The sequence below is a fragment of the Candidatus Delongbacteria bacterium genome (assembly GCA_041675285.1).
Taxonomy (GTDB): domain Bacteria; phylum CAIWAD01; class CAIWAD01; order CAIWAD01; family CAIWAD01; genus CAIWAD01.
Genome location: JBAYTZ010000003.1, coordinates 168,845 through 187,676, shown reverse-complemented (window position 1 = coordinate 187,676; position 18,832 = coordinate 168,845). Strand labels below are relative to the sequence as shown.

Annotated in this window: 13 protein-coding genes; 3 read left to right on the top strand and 10 right to left on the bottom strand. The window is 70.2% G+C overall.

Annotated features, from left to right (window positions below):
- Positions 1-39 precede the first annotated feature (39 nt).
- From WC326_04360 to WC326_04350, 3 genes are all read right to left on the bottom strand, one after another.
- On the bottom strand, positions 40-927 hold the full coding sequence (locus WC326_04360) for a hypothetical protein (protein ID MFA7330288.1): 888 nt from the start codon (positions 925-927) through the stop codon (positions 40-42).
- Positions 924-2,111 carry a Wzz/FepE/Etk N-terminal domain-containing protein gene (locus WC326_04355; protein MFA7330287.1) on the bottom strand — a complete coding sequence of 396 codons (1,188 nt, stop codon included), beginning with the start codon at positions 2,109-2,111 and terminating at the stop codon, positions 924-926. The genes WC326_04360 and WC326_04355 overlap by 4 nt, the downstream gene beginning before the upstream one ends.
- A gap of 146 nt (positions 2,112-2,257) precedes the next feature.
- Positions 2,258-3,916, bottom strand: coding sequence for a sigma 54-interacting transcriptional regulator (locus WC326_04350; protein MFA7330286.1), 1,659 nt, complete (start codon positions 3,914-3,916; stop codon positions 2,258-2,260).
- Between the two features lie 180 nt (positions 3,917-4,096).
- Here WC326_04350 and WC326_04345 point away from each other — a divergent pair, with 180 nt between their 5' ends.
- On the top strand, positions 4,097-5,506 hold the full coding sequence (locus WC326_04345) for a Mur ligase domain-containing protein (protein ID MFA7330285.1): 1,410 nt from the start codon (positions 4,097-4,099) through the stop codon (positions 5,504-5,506).
- A gap of 369 nt (positions 5,507-5,875) precedes the next feature.
- Entirely contained in the window at positions 5,876-6,709 is an 834-nt protein-coding gene (dapF, locus tag WC326_04340) for a diaminopimelate epimerase (protein ID MFA7330284.1), read from the top strand.
- 381 nt (positions 6,710-7,090) lie between these two features.
- Here the strand turns inward: dapF and WC326_04335 are convergent, their stop codons facing one another.
- From WC326_04335 to WC326_04310, 6 genes are read right to left on the bottom strand one after another with little or no spacing between them, the layout of a single operon-like run.
- Complete coding sequence (locus WC326_04335; GenBank protein ID MFA7330283.1) at positions 7,091-7,810, bottom strand: response regulator; 720 nt, start codon at positions 7,808-7,810, stop codon at positions 7,091-7,093.
- On the bottom strand, positions 7,807-10,545 hold the full coding sequence (locus tag WC326_04330) for a sensor histidine kinase KdpD (GenBank protein ID MFA7330282.1): 2,739 nt from the start codon (positions 10,543-10,545) through the stop codon (positions 7,807-7,809). The genes WC326_04335 and WC326_04330 overlap by 4 nt, the downstream gene beginning before the upstream one ends.
- Positions 10,546-10,552: 7 nt before the next feature.
- Positions 10,553-11,146, bottom strand: coding sequence for a potassium-transporting ATPase subunit KdpC (gene kdpC / locus WC326_04325; GenBank protein MFA7330281.1), 594 nt, complete (start codon positions 11,144-11,146; stop codon positions 10,553-10,555).
- Entirely contained in the window at positions 11,146-13,227 is a 2,082-nt protein-coding gene (kdpB, locus tag WC326_04320; protein MFA7330280.1) for a potassium-transporting ATPase subunit KdpB, read from the bottom strand. The genes kdpC and kdpB overlap by 1 nt, the downstream gene beginning before the upstream one ends.
- Positions 13,215-14,930 carry a potassium-transporting ATPase subunit KdpA gene (kdpA, locus tag WC326_04315; GenBank protein MFA7330279.1) on the bottom strand — a complete coding sequence of 572 codons (1,716 nt, stop codon included), beginning with the start codon at positions 14,928-14,930 and terminating at the stop codon, positions 13,215-13,217. The genes kdpB and kdpA overlap by 13 nt, the downstream gene beginning before the upstream one ends.
- Entirely contained in the window at positions 14,927-15,019 is a 93-nt protein-coding gene (locus tag WC326_04310; GenBank protein MFA7330278.1) for a potassium-transporting ATPase subunit F, read from the bottom strand. Before WC326_04310 ends, kdpA begins: the two co-directional genes overlap by 4 nt.
- Positions 15,020-15,414: 395 nt before the next feature.
- Between WC326_04310 and WC326_04305 the strand changes: the two genes are divergently transcribed.
- On the top strand, positions 15,415-17,394 hold the full coding sequence (locus WC326_04305; protein ID MFA7330277.1) for an APC family permease: 1,980 nt from the start codon (positions 15,415-15,417) through the stop codon (positions 17,392-17,394).
- Positions 17,395-17,398: 4 nt separating this feature from the next.
- On the opposite strand, the gene WC326_04300 is transcribed toward WC326_04305, so the two are convergent.
- Positions 17,399-18,820, bottom strand: coding sequence for an exopolysaccharide biosynthesis polyprenyl glycosylphosphotransferase (locus tag WC326_04300; GenBank protein MFA7330276.1), 1,422 nt, complete (start codon positions 18,818-18,820; stop codon positions 17,399-17,401).
- Positions 18,821-18,832: the final 12 nt, after the last annotated feature.

Here is an 18,832-nt window from a genome sequence, read left to right as displayed (position 1 = left end):
CCTCTTGAAATCTGGTTCACTCCTATCGGCCGGGCGAATTCATTCTTTACCGGCGCTCCAGGGCTGGATGGTCGTGCGGATGTCCAGGCCGGTCTCGGAGCGGGCCAGCCAGGTGACTGCGCCGTCGTCGATCTCGATGCTCATCTGGGTGTCAAGCTGGTGCAGGAGCGTGCAGCGGCGCCGCAGATCGAACTCCATCCGGCCCCGCCCGCCGCCCTCCAGCATGATCCGCAAGCCGTCGGCCTGGGGATCGGGCACCAGTTCCACCACAACGTCGAGTTTGGCCACGTCCTGCTCCAGCGAGCGCAGGGTCACGCGGCGAATCTCGGTCCAGGCCACGTCGTGCGCGCCGATGGTGGTGCTCTGGTGCTGGCTCTCCTGATATCCTTGACCGGGAAGCAGTTCCCGCGTGCTGTCCGCCAGCGAGGCTGCCAGCAGCTCCATGGAGGACGCCAGGTAAGCCGCCGCGTCGTCGCGCCCCAGCACTTCCAAGGCCCAGCCTGAGTCGGCCGGCGCCCGGCCGCCCTGCCAGGTGGTGTCCGCCAGCCCCAGCCAGCGCAGAGCCAGCGAGCTGGTGTCGTAGTCCGCCCGGGCCACGCAACCTTCCAGATCCAGCTTCAGCGCCAGCCCGGGTTCCTTGATCCGGTAGTCCAGCATGTCCATTTCCAGCCGGGCGACGCCGTCCGACACCGGCCCCAGCCGCAGGCGCTGGGTGGTGTTCAATTCCTGGAAATAGTCCTCCATGGCGGGGCTCAGCTCCCCGCCCGTGGGTCCGCGGAACAGCGAACGCCGGCTGCTCATCAGCACCTGGATCCGGTACTCGGTTTCGGGCAGGTAGCGCCGCTCCAAACGCGCCAGTTGGGCCTCGGGACGACAGCCGGCCAGCAGGGCGGCCAGCAGGGGAACGAACAACAGCACGATTTTCATGCGCCCTTCCTGCGGGACCAGAGGCTGCGGGCCAGTTCATCCAGGTGGGCGGCGAACTCCGGATCCTGCTCGCGGCGGTCCAGGAACAGCACCAGCACGCCGGACAGCAACAACGCCACCAGGGCGGCGGCCAGCACCATGATCGAGCGCCGCGGCTTGAGCTTCTTCTCCGCCAGCACGGGCGGATCCAGCACCTCCAGCACGGGGTTGTCGTTCACCTCGTCCAGCTTGGCCTGCTCCAGCTGGGGCAGCATGAAGAGCAGCTTCTTGTTGGCAATCTCCAGCTCGCGCTTGAAGCGCAGAAACTCCATCGTGGCGCTGGGCAGTTCGTTGATGGCCAGGAAGAGGTCGCTGTCGCCGCGCTCCCAGGATTCCTTCAACTGGGAACGGATGGTGGAGAGGGCCTGCTCGGCCTGCTGCACCTCGGGATGGGCGGGGCCATAATTCTGGCGGGCCATCCGCAGCTCCAGCTCCAGGATGGCTTCGCGGGCCTTGATCTCGGCGTACTTGCCCAAAATGGCCTGGCCCTGGACTTCGGGCTCCAGCACGCGGCTGGACTTCTGGAAGACCAGCATGGCCCGCTCCAGCGAATCCACCTCGGCGCGGATCAGCCGCACTTCCATCTCCGCGAAGCTGCGATTGTTGCGCGCCTTGCGGGTTTTCAGCTCCAGGTTCAGCGACTCCAGCCGCTGGATCAGCCATTGGGCCATCTTGAAGGCCAGGACAGGGTCCTTGTCGTGGACCGTCAGCACGATCATGCCGCTCTCGAAGTCCAGCTCCGCCATGACCTTGCGCCCCACCACCTTGAGGATGTCCTCGATCTTGGCGCGCTTCATTTTATAGTGCGCACGCAGGTCGAAGGTGCGGATCAGCTCCTCGTGGACCTGGCGGCTGCCCAGCAGGGCCACGAAGTACTCGCCGCCGGCGCCTTCCAGGCCCTGGCCGGTCAAGTCCCCCAGCATGTCGCCCATGGGCAGGCCGCCCAACAGGCCGGCCAGCATGCCCGTGCCGCCCGAGGGCGGCGAAATCACAGCGCGGGACTCGTAGGTCTTGTTCATGAGCAGGCTGTACACGGCCGTGAGCACCGCCGTGATCAGGACCATCGAGATGACGAGTCGCTTGCGGGCCGCCATGAGCAGCAGAAAGCGCAGCAAGGGGGATGGAGCGGTGGCAGGGGTGTGCACGATGGAATTCGACCCTTTTTCGTTGCAGGCGCTGCGGGGCCCGGCAGACCGTCCGGGCAAGGTCGCGCGGCTGTCGCGGGGCCCTGTCCGACGGGCTGCAAGGTAGAATTGAAGCGCTTGGGGAGCAAGGGATTCCTTGAGTCTGTTCAGTAATTCGAACTGATCGAAGGCGCCACGGGCTCGTCCCGCGGATGGGGCGGATCCGGAGCGTCCGGGCTGGCGAGCGCCGCGCCCGCTCGCGCGGCGACCGGTCCGGGCCCGCGTTTGAGCCGGGCGTAGAGCGTGGGCAGGCTGATCCCCAAGCGCTGGGCGGCCAGGCGTTTGTCCTGTCCGCAACCCGCCAGCGCCGCCTGGATGCGCGTCCACTCGAAGCAGGCCACGGCCTCGCGCAGGGGCAGCTCGGGCGCCGCGTCTCCCCCGGCGACGACGGGCGGCGGGGCGGGCGGGGCGTCCTCCGGCAGCACGGCCAGCTCCGCCAGGATCTGTTTGGCCGTCAACGGCGCCAGCCGCTGAATCAGGTGCCGGAGCTGGCGCAGGTTGCCCGGCCAGGCCGCCCGGCGCAGGCGGGTCTGGGAGGCCGGTGAGCAGAGCGGGTGGCGGGCGGGTTGGGGCACCCCGGCCTCCAGCAGGAAGGCCCGACAGAGCAGGGGCAGGTCGTCCAGGCGGCGGGACAAGGGCGGCACCTCGATCACCCGGCCGGCCACGCGATGCAGCAGATCCTGCCGAAAGGCGCCCCCCAAGCGGCCGATCTCGCAGGTGGCGGCCGCCACCCGCACGCGCACCTGGCGCTCCCGGGCCTCGCCCACGGGCCGGAAGACGCCGCTCTCCAGGAAGCGCAACAGGCGGGCCTGGACCGGCGTGGGCAGGGCGCCGAACTCGTCCAGGAAGAGCAGGCCGCCGTCGGCCCGGACCGCCAGGCCCTCGCGATCCACGGCCCCGGTGAAAGCCCCGCGCACGGAACCGAACAGCTCGGCCTCGGCCAGGTTGTCGCTCAGCCCCGCGCAGTTCACGGCCACCAGCGGCGCACCGGCCGGAAAGGCCAGTTGGTGCAGATAGTCCACCGCCAGTTCCTTGCCCGTGCCCGTCTCGCCCACCAGCAGCAGGGGCAGCCCGTCGCCGGCGGCTTGTTCCAGCTGACGCCGCAGCTCCTGGAACGCCGCGGAGCGGCCCACCATCCGGCCGTAGCGGTGACAGGCCAGGAAGCAGGCCTCGCGGCGGGCCTCCCGCAATCCTGGCGCCCGGGCTCCCCCGCGCCGGCCCTCCGGGCGGGACTCCTCCAGCCGGGCCAGCCAGCGGCCCAGCAGCTCCTCCAGCCGCGCCGCGCCCCGCCGCCGGGCTTCCCGCAGCAAGCCGCCCAAGCGCTCCCCGGCCTCGCGCGACCGGCCCGCCCCCAGCAGGTTCCAGGCCTGCACGGCGCCGCGCAGCAGCAGGTCGTCCCGGCTGACGGGCAGCTCCGCCAGCAGCTCCTGCAGGGCTTCCCCGGGCGGCCGCCGGGCCAGGGCGCGCCAGCGGGCCAGCTCCCGGGCCAGCCAGTGCAAGGAGTCCGCGGGCTCGCCCTCCAGGCTGTCCACGTAGCGTTCCAGCGCCTCCGGCCGCCCGGCGCAGAGCGCGCGCAGGACCTGGAGCAGCAGGATCTCCTCGGAATCCGGCGGCAGGAATTCCGGGCCGTCCTCCTCCTCCGCCCGCCGCAGGCGGTCCAACGGCTGCCACAGGCCGCACTGCAGCAGGCCGGGCCCCTGTCGCAGGAAGAGCCATTCCAGCAGAAGCGGGGGCGTGTCGCGCAGCCAATCCAGTTCCGTCGCCATGGCGGGCCCTCCAAAGCGCGCCACACGCCCGAATGGGGCGCCGGGTTTCCCGCTTCCCGGGCCATTCCGCCCGCCCGTGCCCGGCTCGTCCAGCCCGCCGGACGGGTCCGGTCCGCCCTCTTGGCCCGAAGCCCTATCTTCCGCCCGCCGTGACGGTCACCGCAATCCAAGGAGAGGCCCGTGAGTCTGCTGCCCGCCCTTCCCCGACGCATCCACTTCTCCGGCATCGGCGGAGCGGGAATGAGCGGCCTGGCCCGCGTGCTGCACGAGGCTGGTCATCAGGTCAGCGGCAGCGACCGCGACGAGACGCCGCTGGTGGCCGAGCTGCGCGCCCTGGGCATTCCCGTCCGCGCCCAGCAGGGGGGGCTGCCCGAGGAGACGGATCTGGTGATCCGCACCGCGGCCATCCCGCTCGCCCACCCCGAACTGGCAGAGGCCACGCGGCGGGGCATTCCCATCCTGCGGCGCGCCGAGCTGCTGGGGCGGCTCTGCGAGACCCCGGTCTCCGTGGCCGTGGCCGGCACCCACGGCAAGACCACCATCACGGCCATGACCGCCCGCCTGCTGGAGGCCTGCGTGCCCGGGGCCGGCTGGTTCATCGGCGGCCAGCACGACTCGCTGCCCTCCGCCCGGCTGGGCGCGGGACAGGTGCGGGTCTGCGAGGCCGACGAGTTTGACCGCTCCTTCCTGGAACTGCATCCCACCCACCTCCTGCTGGGCGCCGTGGACTGGGACCACGCGGACATCTATCTCACCCGCGCCCTGATGGAGGAGGCCTTCGACCAGCTGGCGGAGCAGATCCGCGGCGACGCTCCGGTGATCCAGCAGCTGGGCGGCAGCGCGCTGGGCGGCGAGCCCTGGGTGCCGGCCTGCGTGCTTAAGGGCCGGCGGCGCCGGCTGACCGTGGGCGAGGAACGCGACTGCGACCTGCGGGTGATTCCCCGGGGCGGGGCGGGCAATTGTTTTGATCTGGTCTCCCGCACGGCCCCGGATGGCGGCTCCCAGGGTCTGCGCCTGCCCGTGCGGCTGGGTCTGCCCGGCGCGCACAACCGGCTCAACGCGGCCACGGCGCTGGGTTGGCTGCTCTTCGGCGAGTGGGGCGGCCACGTCGATCCCGCGGCCGCCGCCGCCGCGCTGGCGGATTTCAGCGGCCTGCAGCGCCGCTTCCAGCTGGTGGCCGTGAGCGGCTCGCGCCGCCTCTACGACGACTACGCCCACCACCCCAGCGAGATCGCGGCCTTCCTGAAGGGCCTGCGCGAGATCAGCCGCGGACCCGTCACGCTGATCCACCAACCGCACACCTTCAGCCGGGTGCGAGCCTTCGCCCAGGCCACGGGGGAAGCGCTGAGCGCCGCGGACCGCGCGATCCTCTGGCCGGTGTTCGCCGCGCGCGAGCTTCCCGAGGACGGGATCAGCCACCGCAGCATCCTGCCCTGGCTGACGGCGCCGCGCAGCCTGGCGCTGGACACGCCGGCCGAGTTGTTCGCCGAGCTGGAGCGCTCGCTGGCCCCGGACGAGATCGTGGCCACGGTGGGCGCGGGGGATTTGTACAAGCTGCACGGGGAGCTGGCGCGAATCTTGGCGCGCTGAGGTGTCAGCAGGGGCACGCGTCGACATTGGGGGAGCTTGTCACCCCGGCGCAAGGCGGAATTGAATGGGAGCCAAGCCTGTCATCCCAGCGAACGCTGGGATCCTGTCCGGCCGTCCACGGGCAGTACTCTTGCGACGTGGCGACCGCACATAAAGGGACCAGGCGCCGTGAGGCGCCAGCAGGGTTCATTTCCACCGGTCATCCCAGCGAACGCTGGGATCCTGTCCGGCCGTCCCCAGGCAGCACCCTTGCGACGTGGCGACCGCACAGGAAGGGACCAGGCGCCGTGAGGCGCCTGGAGAGTTCCTTTCCGCCTGGGATCCCAGCTTGCGCTGGGATGACAGGCTCAAGTCCATGACGAGGATCAAATGAACCTGTCCTTCAACAAGCTGAGCGCCTGCGGCAACGATTTCGTGGCGTTGGACAACCGCGATCGCCGCCTGTCAGGTGGCGAGACGGAGTTGATCCGCTACCTGTGCGACCGTCGCCGCGGCGCCGGGGCGGACGGCCTGCTGCTGGTGGAGGAGGATCCCGCCGCCGACTTCCGCATGCGGATCTTCAACCCGGACGGCAGCGAGGCGCGGATGTGCGGCAACGGCGCGCGGGCCTGCGCCTTCTTCGCCGCGGGGCTGGGCATCGGCGGCGAGGAGCTGCGCTTCAGCACGCGGGCCGGTCTCCAGCGCGCGCGGCTGGAGTCGGGCCGGCAGAGCCGCCTGTGGCTGAGTCCGCCGGAAGCCCGCGGGCTGGGCGAGCCGGAGCTGGCCGCTGATCCCCGGCTGGTGGATGAACTGCGCGGCGCCCACATCGCCGGCTTCTTGCGGGTGGGCGTGCCCCATTTGGTGGTTGAAGTGGAGACGGAGCTGGCCAGTTATCCCATCGAAACGGTGGGTCCCTGGTTGCGCTATCACGCCGCCTACGCCCCTGAGGGCACCAACGTGATGTTCGTGCAGCGGCTGACGAACCAGCACCTGCACCTGCGGGCCTGGGAGAAGGGCGTGGAGGACGAGACCTGGGGTTGCGGCACGGGCGCCGTGGCCTGCTGCCTGACTCTCGAAGAGAGCGCGCCGCTGCAATTCCCCGTCACCGTTCGCATGCTGGGCGGCGACCTGATCGTTTCCCGGCAGGACGGCGAGATCAGTTTCTCGGGCGAGATCCACGAGAGCTACCGCGCCGTGGCCTCTCTGCCGGCGGAGCTTGCATGAAGAGGATTTTATCCACAAAAACACAAATGACACAAATAGTTTCTGATTGCAAACGATTCAATGCACACACTACAGGCAGTTTATCATCCAGTCTGAATTTCAGGAAGATTGTATTTGATTCTAATTAAATAATATGAAACTTTAACCAGTTTACATACAAGAAGTAAAAGTTGAGTATAACGGCCAATTCCTGTTATCTGATTTCAATTCGCTGTCAATTAAAATCAATAATTAGATCTCGTAAAATTGCGCCTCCATCTTGCGGTTTGATGAATTCTTCTTTTGTGATTTTGTGTTTTTGTGGTTAAATACCATCTGATTTCTTCGTGTCTTCCCGTGAGACCCATCCCCCCGCTACCAAGCAGCAACACAGTGGCGGCTCTATCCGGTGGGCTCGGCTGACTCCTCCATGTCCCGGAAGCGATAGCCCACTCCCGTCTCCGTCAGCAGCAAGCGGGGCCGGGCCGGATCGGCCTCCACCTTGCGCCGCAACTGCGCCATCAGGACGCGGAGATACTGGGTCTGGTCCATGTACGCGGCGCCCCAGACGTCCTTGAGAATCTGGCGATGGGTCAGCACGCGGCCCGGAAAGCGCGCCAGCAGCGTCAGCAGTTTGTATTCCAGCGGCGTCAAGTGGACTGCTTGCCCGTTCACGCGCACTTCGCGCCGGGCCAGATCCAGGCGCAGATGCTCGACTTCGAGCACGGAAGCGCCGCTCTCCTCCACCCGGGCGTGCCGGCGCAGGGCCACGCGCATGCGGGCCAGCAGTTCGCCCACGCCGAAGGGTTTGGTGAGGTAGTCGTCCGCGCCCCCGTCCAGGGCCAGCACCTTGTCGGCCTCCCGGCCCCGGGCCGAAATCACCAGGATGGGCACCTGGCTCCATTCGCGGATCCGCCCGATCAGGTCCAGGCCGTCGCCGTCGGGCAGGCCCAGGTCCAGCAGGATCAGCTCCGGATTGTGCGTGGTGGCCGCCACCAGGGCGTCGCGCACGTTGCCGGCGGCGACCACGCGGAAGTCCTGCACTTCCAGGGCCGTGCCCAGCAGGCGCTGCATCTGCGGATCGTCCTCGACCACGAGGATCAGGGCGGCTCCAGGGCTCATGCGGATTCCTCCTCCTGTTCGTCCTGCGCGGCGCCGGCCGGCGGCTCCCCCACGGGCAACGTCAGCGTGAACTCCGCCCCGCCACCCGGCCGATTGGCCGCGCGCAGCGTGCCGCCGTGGGCCTGGACGATGCCCCGGCAGATGGACAGGCCGAGCCCGGTCCCGCCGGGTTGGCTCACGCCGCGCCAGAACTTGTCAAACACCCGGGCGGGCTGATCCGTCGGCAACCCGGGCCCGCGGTCCAGCACGCTGATTTCCAGCGCGTCACCGCGACTGCGGGCCTGGATCTCCAGCGGGGAGCCCGCCGGCGTGTAGCGGCAGGCGTTGTCCAGCAGATTCCACAACACCTGCTCCACGAGGACCGGATCCACCTGGATCAGGGGCAGATCCTCCGGCACCTGCCGGTCCAGCTGCCGGCCGGCCAGGCGCGCGTCCAGCCGGTCCAGCACGCTGCCCAGGATCTCCTCCAGCGCCGCCCACTCCCGCTTGGGCACCAGCCCGCCGGACTCCAGTCGCATCATGTCCAGCAGGTTCCCCACCAACCGCTCCATCCGCAGGGATTCGCCGCAGATCGTCTCCAGCAGCTCCCGCCCCGTGGCGGGCTCCAGCCGCCCACCGTTCTCGCGCAGCGTGGTGGCGGCCGCGGTGATGACCGCCAGCGGCGTGCGCAGATCGTGTGACACGGCGCTGAGCAGCGAGCTGCGCAGCTCCTCCGTCTGCGCGCGCACACCGGCCTCGCGAGCCTCCTGGGCCAGCAGGGCGCGCTCCAGCAGCAGGCCGGCCTGCCGAACCCAGGCCGCGAGGAAGCGCCGGCCCTCCCGGTCCAGGCTGTCCCAGGCGCCCTGCCGGAGCAGCAACACGGCGAACACCCGCTCCCCGCGGCGCAAGGGGTGGCAGAGACAGGGCAGGCCCGGCAGCGTATCCGTGCCCGAGCCGGCGGGCCGACCGTGCTGGTGCGTCCAGTCGGCCAAGCCCTCCTCCTGCTCGCTCAGGCTGAGATCCTCCGCGCTGCGGCCCAGCGGTTCCAGCTGGCCGGCCGCGTTGGCCATCAACACGACCGCCTGCCCGCCGAAGCACTCCGCGGCGTGGCGCGCCATCACCTGGGCGCAGCGTCCCACCTCCGTCACGCCCGCCAGGTCCCGCGACAGGGCGTAGAACGCGGCCGTGCGCTCTTCGCGCGCCACGGCGTCCTGTTCCCGCCGGCGGAGGCGCTCGACGAGCAGGCTGCCGAGAATTCCGGTGGCGAACAGCACGCTGAAAGTGAGCAGGTGGCGCGAGCTGTCGATGTGAAAGGTGTGGACCGGCGGGATGAAGAAGTAATTGTAGCCGGCCACGGCCAGCAGCGAGGCCGCCAGCGAGGCTCCGCGTCCGAACAGGATGGCGCAGAGGACCACGGCGAACAGGTAGATCAGGGCCACGTCGGGCAGGGCCAGCCAGCTGCCGCCCGCCAGACCCAGCAGAGTGGCCGCGGCCAGGATCAGCAGCGTGCGCCCGACGCCCCGCAGGTCGATCTTCTCCGGATGCACCAGCGGCAGCGCGAACAGGACCAGTCTCAGCAGCCGCCGCGCGCCCTGCTGCGCCCGCTGCCAACCGACGTTTCCGGTCCGGGCGCTTTCCGCCGGTATCAGGTGCAACTCGATCTCCCCCGCCCCGCGGATCAACTCGCGCAGGGGGGAGCGCAGGATCCGCGAGCCACCCGGCCGCCCGAGCACGATGCGCGTGACGTTGCGGCTCCGGGCGAAGCGCAGGATCTCCGCGCCGCTGTGCACGCCCGACAGGCGCGACACCTCGGCCCCCAGGGATTCGGCCAGCGCCAGGTGATCTTCCAGCCGGGTGCGGGACAGGTCGCCGGGCGACAGCGAGTCCGTCTCGCCGGCGTAGACGGCGTACCACGGGGCGCCCAGCCGCGAGGCCAGGCGCCGGGCCGCCCGCACGACCTGGGCCGACGAGGGCGCCGGGCCCACGCAGGCCAGCACCCGCTCGGTGGCGGGCCAGGTGGCCTGGATGTTCCGCTCCCGGCGCCAGGCCTCCATGTCCTGGTCCACGCGCTCGGCCGCCCGCCGCAGCGTCAGCTCGCGCAGGGCCAGCAGATTGCCCCGACGGAAGAACTGCTCCAGGGCCCGTTGCGCCTGCTCCGGAACGTAGACGCGGCCCTCGCGCAGCCGCACCAGCAGCTCGTCCGGGGAGAGGTCCACCAGCTCCAGCTCGTCGGCGCGCTCCAGCAGCGCGTCGGGCACGGTCTCGCGCACCCGCACGCCGGTGATCTGGGCGATGACGTGGTTGAGGCTGTCCACGTGCTGGACGTTGAGCGTGGTGTGGACCTCGATCCCCGCATCCAGCAGGTCCAGCACGTCGTGCCAGCGTTTGGGGTGCGCGCTGCCCGGGGCGTTGGTGTGGGCCAGCTCGTCCAGCAGCAGGATCTCCGGCCGGCGGGCCAGCGCCGCGTCCAGGTCGAACTCCTCCAACCGCGTGCCGCGATGCTCCAGTTGGCGCGCGGGCAGGCTCTCCAGGCCCTCCAGCAACTCGGCGGTCTCCGCGCGGCCGTGGGTGACCACGCAGCCGGCCACCACGTCCCGGCCGTCCCGGCGCAGGCGCCGGGCGCTCTCCAGCATGGCGTAGGTCTTGCCCACGCCCGGGGCGTAGCCAAAGAAAATCTTCAGGCGGGGACCGCTGCGCTCCTGCTGGCTCTGCACCCAGCCCAACAGGGCGTCGGGATCCGGACGGTGGTCGACCATCGGAGCCTCACTGGCTGGAGGGGATTCTGGCTGCAATGTCGTGCACGGACGCGTTCAAACGCAGCACGTTCACGCGCGGCCGGCCCAGGAGGCCCAGGACCGGCGTCTCGGTGCCGGCGGCCACGAGCGAATCCACCACGGCCACGGGCAGGCCGCGCGCCCGCGCCACGCGGGCCGCCTGCCAGCGGGCGCCTTCCGGTGAAATGTGGGGATCCAGTCCGCTGCCCGAGGCGGTCACCAGATCCACGGGGATGGGTTCGCGGTTGTCCGGGTCCAGGGCGCGCAGGGCCGCGCAGCGCTCCGCGACGCGCTCCCGCAAGCCGGGATTGGCGGGTCCCAGGTTGCTGCCGGACGAGGCGGAGGCGTCGTAGGGCGTCGCCGCCGTGGCGGAGGGTCGGCCCCAGAACCAGCCGGGGCCGCTGAACTCCTGCCCCACGGCCGCCAGGCCCACGCTCCGGCCCTGCCAGATCACGGCCTTTTGGTCCGGCTGCCAGGCCTTCAGCAGCCAGGCGCCGCCGGAGACCAGCAACGGATAGACCACGCCGCACAGCACGCTCAGCAGCCCCAGCAGGGCCAGGGTCGCCCGCAGATCGCGCTTCATCAGGCAACTCCCAGGGCCGCCAGCGCCCAGTCGATGAGCTTGATGGCCGGGAAGGGCAGCAGCACGCCGCCCAGCCCGTACACCAGCAGGTTGCGCCGCAGCAGCACGCGCGCCGGCGCCGGACGCACGGTCACGCCTCTCAGCGCCAGCGGGATGAGGGCCACGACGATCAGCGCGTTGAAAATCACGGCGGAGAGGACGGCCGAGCGTGGCGAGGACAACCCCATCACGTTGAGCAGGGCCAGCTGCGGATGGATGCCCACGAAGAGGGCCGGCAGGATGGCGAAGTACTTGGAGACGTCGTTGGCCACGCTGAAGGTGGTCAGCGCGCCGCGGGTCATCAGCAGCTGCTTGCCGATGGTCACCACCTCCAGCAGCTTGGTGGGGTCCGAGTCCAGGTCCACCATGTTGCCGGCCTCCCGGGCGGCCTGGGTGCCCGTGTTCATGGCCACGGCCACGTCGGCCTGGGCCAGGGCCGGCGCATCGTTGCTGCCGTCGCCGGTCATGGCCACCAGCCGGCCGCCGGCCTGGTGTTCGCGGATCAGCGCCAGTTTGCGCTCCGGCGTGGCCTCCGCCAGGTAGTCGTCCACCCCGGCCTCGGCGGCGATGGCCGCTGCGGTGCGCGGATTGTCGCCCGTCACCATCACCGTGCGGATGCCCATCCGGCGCAACTCGGCGAAGCGTTCGCGGATGCCGCCCTTGAGCACGTCCTTCAATTCCACCAGGCCCAGCGCGCGAACCCCGTCGCAGACCAGCAGGGGCGTCCCGCCCGCGGCGGCGATCTCGCCGCCCTGGCGCAGCAGCTCGGCCGGCACCTCGGCTCCCAGTTCGCGCAGATACTCGCTCACGGCCTCCACGGCACCTTTGCGGATGCGCCGCTCGCCCAGGTCCACGCCGCTCATGCGGGTCTGGGCCGTGAAGGGAATGAAGCGCAGCCCCGGCTCGCCCAGGCTGCGACCGCGCAGCTCGCAGCGCTCCTTGGCCAGGATGACAATGCTGCGGCCCTCCGGGGTCTCGTCGGAGAGCGAAGCCAGTTGGGCCGCCTCGGCCAATTCCTCCTCCCAGACTCCATAGGCCGGCCGGAAGGCCACCGCCTGGCGGTTGCCGACGGTGATGGTGCCGGTCTTGTCCAGGAGGAGCACGCTGACGTCGCCGGCGGCCTCCACCGCGCGACCCGAGGTGGCCAGCACGCGGGCCTGGAACATGCGGTCCATCCCGGCGATCCCGATGGCGGAGAGCAGGCCGCCGATGGTGGTGGGAATCAGGCAGACCAGCAGGGCCGTGAGCAGCACGGGGCTCACGCCGGCCGGGGATCCGCCCGCGGCGAAGGCCGTCAAGGCGGGCAGCGTGCACACGGCCAATAGGAAGATGATGGAGAGGGCCGCCAGCAGGATGCCCAGCGCGATCTCGTTGGGCGTGCGGCGGCGCTTGGCGCCCTCCACCAGGGCGATCATCCGGTCCAGAAAGGTCTCGCCGGCCTCGGAGGTGATCCGCACGATCAGCCAATCCGAGAGGACGCGCGTGCCGCCGGTGACGGCCGTGCGGTCGCCGCCGCTCTCGCGGATGACGGGCGCGCTCTCGCCGGTGACGGCGCTTTCGTCCACGGAGGCGATGCCTTCCACCACGTCCCCGTCGCCCGGGATGAGCTGGCCGGCCTCGACCCAGACGAAGTCGCCGCGCCGCAGCTGGGCGGAGGACAACTCCTGGCGCTCGGCATCCCGGCGCGCCTCAGCCAACCGAATCGCCTGGGTGTCCTGCCGCGTGCGGCGCAGGGCCTCGGCCTGGGCCTTGCCCCGACCCTCGGCCAGCGCTTCGGCGAAATTGGCGAAGAGCACGGTGAACCAGAGCCAGAGCGCGATGGACAGCGTGAACGCAGGTGGATCCGCCCCTCCAACTGCCAGGCCGTGCAGGCCCAGCAGGGTGGTGTAGACCGCGCAGATCCAGACGGTGAACATGACCGGATTGCGCCACACGCGCAGCGGGGAGAGCCGCAGGACCGCGTCCCACAGGGCGCGGTTGAGCAGCGCCCGGTCGCCCAGCAGGCCCCGGGACGCCGGCGCGGCGGATGTCAGGCGAGCCATTGGATGTGCTCCACAATGGGGCCCAGCGTCAGGGCGGGCAGGAAGGTCAGGGCGCCCACCAGCAGGATGGTGCCCGCCAGGAGCAGGGCGAAGAGCGGGCCGCTGGCGGGCAGGGTACCCTCTGTCTCCGGCGTGCGGGAGCGCGCGGCCAGCGAACCGGCCAGGGCCAGGGCCGGAATCATCACGCCAAATCGGCCCACAGCCATGCAGGCTGCCAGGGCCAGGTTGTAGAACAGCTGGTTGGCCGCCAGTCCGGCGAAGGCCGAGCCGTTGTTGTTGGCCGCCGAACTGAAGGCGTAGAGGATCTCGCTGAAGCCGTGGGGACCGGGATTCGCCACCGCGCCGCGGGCGGCGGGCAAGAGACAGGCCAGGGCCGTGCCAGCCAGCAGGGCCAGCGAGGGCAGCAGGATCATCAGCGCGGCCATGCGAATCTCGAAGGCGCCGAGACGCTTGCCCAGCAACTCGGGCGTGCGGCCCACCATCAACCCGGCCAGGAAGACCGCCACCACGGCGAAGGCCAGCAGGCCGTAGAGGCCGGAGCCCGCCCCGCCAGGAGCCACTTCGCCCACCTGCATCAGCACTAGCAGGGACAGACCGCCCAGCGGCGAGAAACTGTCGTGCATGGAGTTGACCGAGCCGTTGCTGGTGGCCGTGGTGGCACCGGCCCAGAGCGCGGATTCCAGCGCCCCGAACCGCAGTTCCTTGCCCTCCAGAAGGCCGGCGCGCTCGTCCAGGCCCAGGCCGGCGAAGGCCGGATTGGGGGCCGTCTCCTGGCTCGCGATCAGTCCGAGCAGCGGCAGGAAGACCAGCAGGACGGCGGCGTAGAGGGTCCAGGCGTGGGCCCGCTGCCTGAGCCAGTGTCCGAAGGCGAAGAGGCAGGCCACGGGCAGCAGCAGGATGGCCAGCCACTCCAGCGAGTTGCTGAGCGGCGAGGGGTTCTCCAGCGGGTGGGCCGAGTTGGTGTTGAAGAAGCCCCCGCCGTTGCTGCCCAGTTGCTTGATGGCGACCTGCGAGGCGACGGGGCCCTGCGCCACGCGCTGCAGCTCCGGCCCGCTCCCCTCCGCCACGAACTGCAGCGGGGAGATCTCCAGCGCCGCCGACCAGCGCTGGGCCACGCCCTGGCCGAGCAGCAAGCCGGACAGCAGCAGGGAGAGCGGCAACAGGATGTAGAGCGTGGCGCGCGTCAGGTCCACCCAGACGTTGCCCAACGCGCGCACGCCGGCCCGGGTGAACCCGCGGGCCAGGGCCGCCGCCACCGCCAGCCCGGCGGCGGCCGAGAGGAAGTTCTGCACCGTCAGGCCGCCGGCCTGCACGAGGTGGCCGAGGGTGGTCTCGCCGCCGTAGGACTGCCAGTTGGTGTTGGTGACAAAACTCATGGCCGTGTTGAGCGCCAGGTCCGGCGCCACGCCCGGCAGTCCCGCCGGATTGAGCGGCAGCAGTCCCTGGGCCCGCTGCAACAGATAGAGCAGCAGCAGGCCGGCGCCGTGGAAGAGCAGCAGCGCCCCGGCGTAGCGGGACCAGGACATTTCCTCGTCGGCCCGCACGCCGCAGACCCGGTACAGGCCCCGCTCCAGCGGTCCCAGCCAGCGCCCGACCCGACCCAGGTCGCCCTCCAGCACGCGGGCGATCCAGCGCCCCAGCGGCAGGGCCAGCAGGGTCAGCACGGCCAGCAGCAGGGCCAGTTCCAGCGCCGCGCCGTTCATTCGAACCAGCCGGGTTTGAGCAGGGCCGCCGCCAGGTAGAGCAACAGGCCCAGCGCCAGGATCAGTCCAAGCCAGCTGAGCGCGTTCATGCCCCGGCCTCCTCGCGCTCGAGGTGCCGGATCAACCACACCAGCCCCGCGGCGCCCAGCAGGCAGGCCAGCAGGAAAAGCAGCATCCACAGGTCGTTCATTTCGCCTCCCTTGCCTGCGATGGGTCGCAAGCGGGGCGCAAGATGGAGGCCCGGAGCTCAGGATGCTGCCAGCATTGCGGCGCCGGGCATCAGGAAGGTGTCAGGACGGCGGCGAGCGCGATCTCAGAATTGCATCAGGAATGGGGCCGGCGGCATCAGGATTCCATCAGGTTGGCGCAATTCGCCGGCCCGCGGCTTGTGCCCGGCCGGGGCTCCGGTTAGGTTGTGCCCCGTTTGGGCGGACGGAAACCGTCGAGGTCAACCGGGAGCGCGGGATGAGACAACAGGACTCCCATGAGTGAGACAAGCCCCGGCCGACGCCTGCGCGAGTGGGTGCTCGGAGCGCCCAAGGATCCCCACACCCAGAACCTCTTCCACCACCTGAGTCTGGTGGCCTTCTTCGCCTGGGTAGGCCTGGGGGCCGACGGACTCAGCTCCTCGTGCTACGGCCCGGAGGAGGCCTTCCTGGCGCTGGGTCGCCACTACCACCTGGCCCTGCTCATCGCCCTGGCCATCGGCGTGACCGTGACCGTGATCGCCGCCAGCTATTCGCAGATCGTCGAACTCTTCCCCAGCGGCGGCGGCGGCTACACCGTGGCCACCCAGCTGCTCTCGCCCACCGCGGGCATGGTCTCGGGCAGCGCCCTGCTCATCGACTACGTGCTGACCATCACCATCTCCATCGCCAGCGGCGCCGACGCGCTCTTCAGCTTCCTGCCGGCGGCTCTGCTGCACTGGAAACTGGCCTTCGCGGCCCTGATGGTGACGCTGCTGGTGGTGCTCAACCTGCGCGGCATCAAGGAGAGCGTCCTGCCGCTGGTGCCGATCTTCCTGCTCTTCCTGGCCACCCACGCCTTCGTCATCATCTACGGCATCGCCAGCCACGCCGGGTTGCTGCCGGAAATGGCGACGGCCAGCGTGGCGGAAATCCGCAATTCGCACCTGGAACTCGGCACCTTCGGACTGCTGCTGCTGCTGCTGCGGGCCTACAGCCTGGGCGCCGGCACTTACACGGGCATCGAGGCCGTCTCCAACAGCATGCGCATCCTGCGCGAACCCAAGGTCCAGACGGCCAAGCGCACCATGCGCTACATGGCCGTCTCGCTGGCGCTGACCGCCATGGGCCTGATGGTGGCCTACGTGCTGTTCCAGGTGGGACACGAGCCGGGCCGGACCCTCAACGCCACGCTGCTCTCGCGGATGACCGCGGATTGGGGCGGGGCGGGCCACGCCTTCGTGCTGGTCACCCTGCTCTCGGAGGCCGTGCTGCTGCTGGTGGCGGCCCAGACGGGCTTCCTGGACGGCTCCAACGTGCTGGCCAACATGGCCGCGGGGCGCTGGCTGCCCACGCGCTTCGCCAGCCTGAGCGACCGCTTCGTCACCCAGAACGGCGTGCTGATCATGGGCGGCGCGGCGCTTCTGACCATGCTGGCCACCCGCGGCTCCGTGCGCTTCCTGGTGGTGCTCTACAGCATCAACGTGTTCATCACCTTCAGCATGTCGCAGCTGGGCATGGTGCGGCACTGGCTGGCCGAGCGGCGCGCCGGGCGGCGCTGGCTGGACAAGCTGTTGATCAGCGGCACGGGCCTGCTGCTGACCTCGCTGATCCTGGTGGCCGTGACGGTGCTGAAGTTCCACGAGGGCGGCTGGATCACGCTGCTGATCACGGGCAGCCTGGTGCTGCTGGCCTCCCTGATCCGCCGGCACTATCGCAAGGTGGAGGCCCTGCTGGGCCGGCTGGACGGGCTGGTCTCGGCCGTGGAGCTGGATCCCGTCACGCCGCCGCCCGCCGTGGCGCCCGCCTATGATCCCGCCGGCAAGACCGCCGTCTTCCTGGTCAGCGGGTTCAACGGCCTGGGCCTGCACACGCTGTTCACGGCCCTGCGCACCTTCCGCCACGTCTTCCGCAACTTCGTCTTCATCGAAGTCGGACTCATCGACACCTCGGTCTTCAAGAGCGAGGCGGACATCGCCGAACTGGAGCAGCGCATCCAGACGGATCTGGAGCGCTACGTGCGCTACATGAACCGCCAGGGCCACTTCGCCCAGGGTCTGCCGCTGATCGGAACGGAGATCACGCGCGAGGTCACGCGGGTGGCGGAGGGGCTGGCGCGCCAGTATCCGGGCGCGATCTTCTTCGGCGGGCAGATCGTCTTCCCCAACGAAACCGTGTTCTCGGGCTGGCTGCACAACTACACGGTGTTCGCCATCCAGAAGCGCCTGTACTACCAGGGGATCCCGGTCTTCGTGCTGCCCATCCGCCTGGACGGGTAGCGGATCAGTAGGCGCCTTCCTTGGAGACCAGCACGGTCAGGGTCTTGAGGATGATCCGGAAGTCGAGCCAAATGGACCAGTTGCGGATGTAATACATGTCCAGCTGGATGCGCTCCTCGAAGTCCAGATCGGCGCGCCCGCTCACCTGCCAGAGCCCCGTCAGGCCCGGGCGCACGCTCATCCGGTTGTCCTGCCAGACCGTGTACTTGTCGTACTCCACCTCGCTGATCGGCCGCGGCCCCACCAGCGACATGTCGCCCATCAGCACGTTGGCGATCTGCGGCAGCTCGTCCAGGGAGAACTTGCGCAGGATCCGGCCCACCCGCGTGATCCGTGGATCGTTCTTGAGCTTGCACTGGGCGGCCCACTCCGCGCGGGCCTGGGGATCCGTGGCCAGCAGGTGCTCCAGCACTTCGTCGGCGTTGGTCACCATGGTGCGGAATTTGTTGAGGTAGATGTACTTCCTCCCGACGCCGAAGCGCCGGTGGCGATAGATGCCCGGACCCGGGCTGCTGAGCTTGACGGCCAGCCAGACTCCCAGCAGCAGCGGGCTCAGCACCAGCAGGCCGCCGGCCGCGCCCACGATGTCCACCGTGCGCTTGAGCGCCGCACTGAAAGCGCTGCGCAGGCCCTGGTTGAAGAGCAGGACGGGCTGACCGCCCACCCGGCTGATCTCCACCTCGGCGATGTCCAGCACCGCGATGTCCGGCAGGATGTAGAGCTGGGGCACGCAGCCCACGGCGCGCTGCAGGATCTCGCTCAAGTCGTCGCGGGAGAGCCGCGGCGCGCAGATCAGCAGCTGCTGCACCTGTTGGGCCTTCACCACCCGCGCCAGGTCGTCCAGGCCGCCCAGCACGGGCAGCGGGAAGTCCGCGCCGTCGGACGCCGCTTCATCCGGCCGGGGGGAGTGCAGCAGCACGCCCAGCGTGCCCAGGGCGTTGGCCGTGCGCTCCCAGCGGTGCAGGCTGAAAAAGAGCCGCAGACCGGCGGGGCTGCCCACCAGCAGCGTGCGGCGCAGGCGCGCCAGCCGCCCGATGAGCAGGCCCTGCACCAGGGCACGGAACAGCGGCAACAGCAGGAGCGCCAGGCCCAGCCCCGCCAGCATTCCGCCCGGCGGAAACTCCAGCCGGAGGAGGAAGAGCGGCAGGGCCAGCAGCAGGGCGCTCCGTCCCAGGGCCCGCAGCGCGGCGAAGAATGTGTCCCAGGGATCCTGGACCTCCAGCCGGAACAAGCTCTCCTGCCAGGCCAGCACCGCCCACAGGACACAGGCGAAGAGGAAGACCCGCAGGGTGCCGCCGCCGAACAAGCCCGGGGCCAGGTCGCCCGGGTCACCGCCCTGGACCAGCAGGGCGCCCAGGCTCAGCGAGCCGGCCAGCAGCAGCAGGTCGGCGCAGAGCAGCAGGAGGCGGGCAAGCAGGGCGGGCATGGGGCGCGGGCT

What these genes read in the sequence shown, in the direction of transcription:
- kdpC (MFA7330281.1), bottom strand. Translation starts at nt 11,146, where the DNA reads ATGAAGCGCGATCTGCGGGCGACCCTGGCCCTGCTGGGGCTGCTGAGC.
- WC326_04360 (MFA7330288.1), bottom strand. Translation starts at nt 927, where the DNA reads ATGAAAATCGTGCTGTTGTTCGTTCCCCTGCTGGCCGCCCTGCTGGCC.
- WC326_04330 (MFA7330282.1), bottom strand. Translation starts at nt 10,545, where the DNA reads ATGGTCGACCACCGTCCGGATCCCGACGCCCTGTTGGGCTGGGTGCAG.
- WC326_04310 (MFA7330278.1), bottom strand. Translation starts at nt 15,019, where the DNA reads ATGAACGCGCTCAGCTGGCTTGGACTGATCCTGGCGCTGGGCCTGTTG.
- dapF (MFA7330284.1), top strand. Translation starts at nt 5,876, where the DNA reads ATGAACCTGTCCTTCAACAAGCTGAGCGCCTGCGGCAACGATTTCGTG.
- WC326_04335 (MFA7330283.1), bottom strand. Translation starts at nt 7,810, where the DNA reads ATGAGCCCTGGAGCCGCCCTGATCCTCGTGGTCGAGGACGATCCGCAG.
- WC326_04300 (MFA7330276.1), bottom strand. Translation starts at nt 18,820, where the DNA reads ATGCCCGCCCTGCTTGCCCGCCTCCTGCTGCTCTGCGCCGACCTGCTG.
- WC326_04305 (MFA7330277.1), top strand. Translation starts at nt 15,415, where the DNA reads ATGAGTGAGACAAGCCCCGGCCGACGCCTGCGCGAGTGGGTGCTCGGA.
- kdpB (MFA7330280.1), bottom strand. Translation starts at nt 13,227, where the DNA reads ATGGCTCGCCTGACATCCGCCGCGCCGGCGTCCCGGGGCCTGCTGGGC.
- kdpA (MFA7330279.1), bottom strand. Translation starts at nt 14,930, where the DNA reads ATGAACGGCGCGGCGCTGGAACTGGCCCTGCTGCTGGCCGTGCTGACC.
- WC326_04350 (MFA7330286.1), bottom strand. Translation starts at nt 3,916, where the DNA reads ATGGCGACGGAACTGGATTGGCTGCGCGACACGCCCCCGCTTCTGCTG.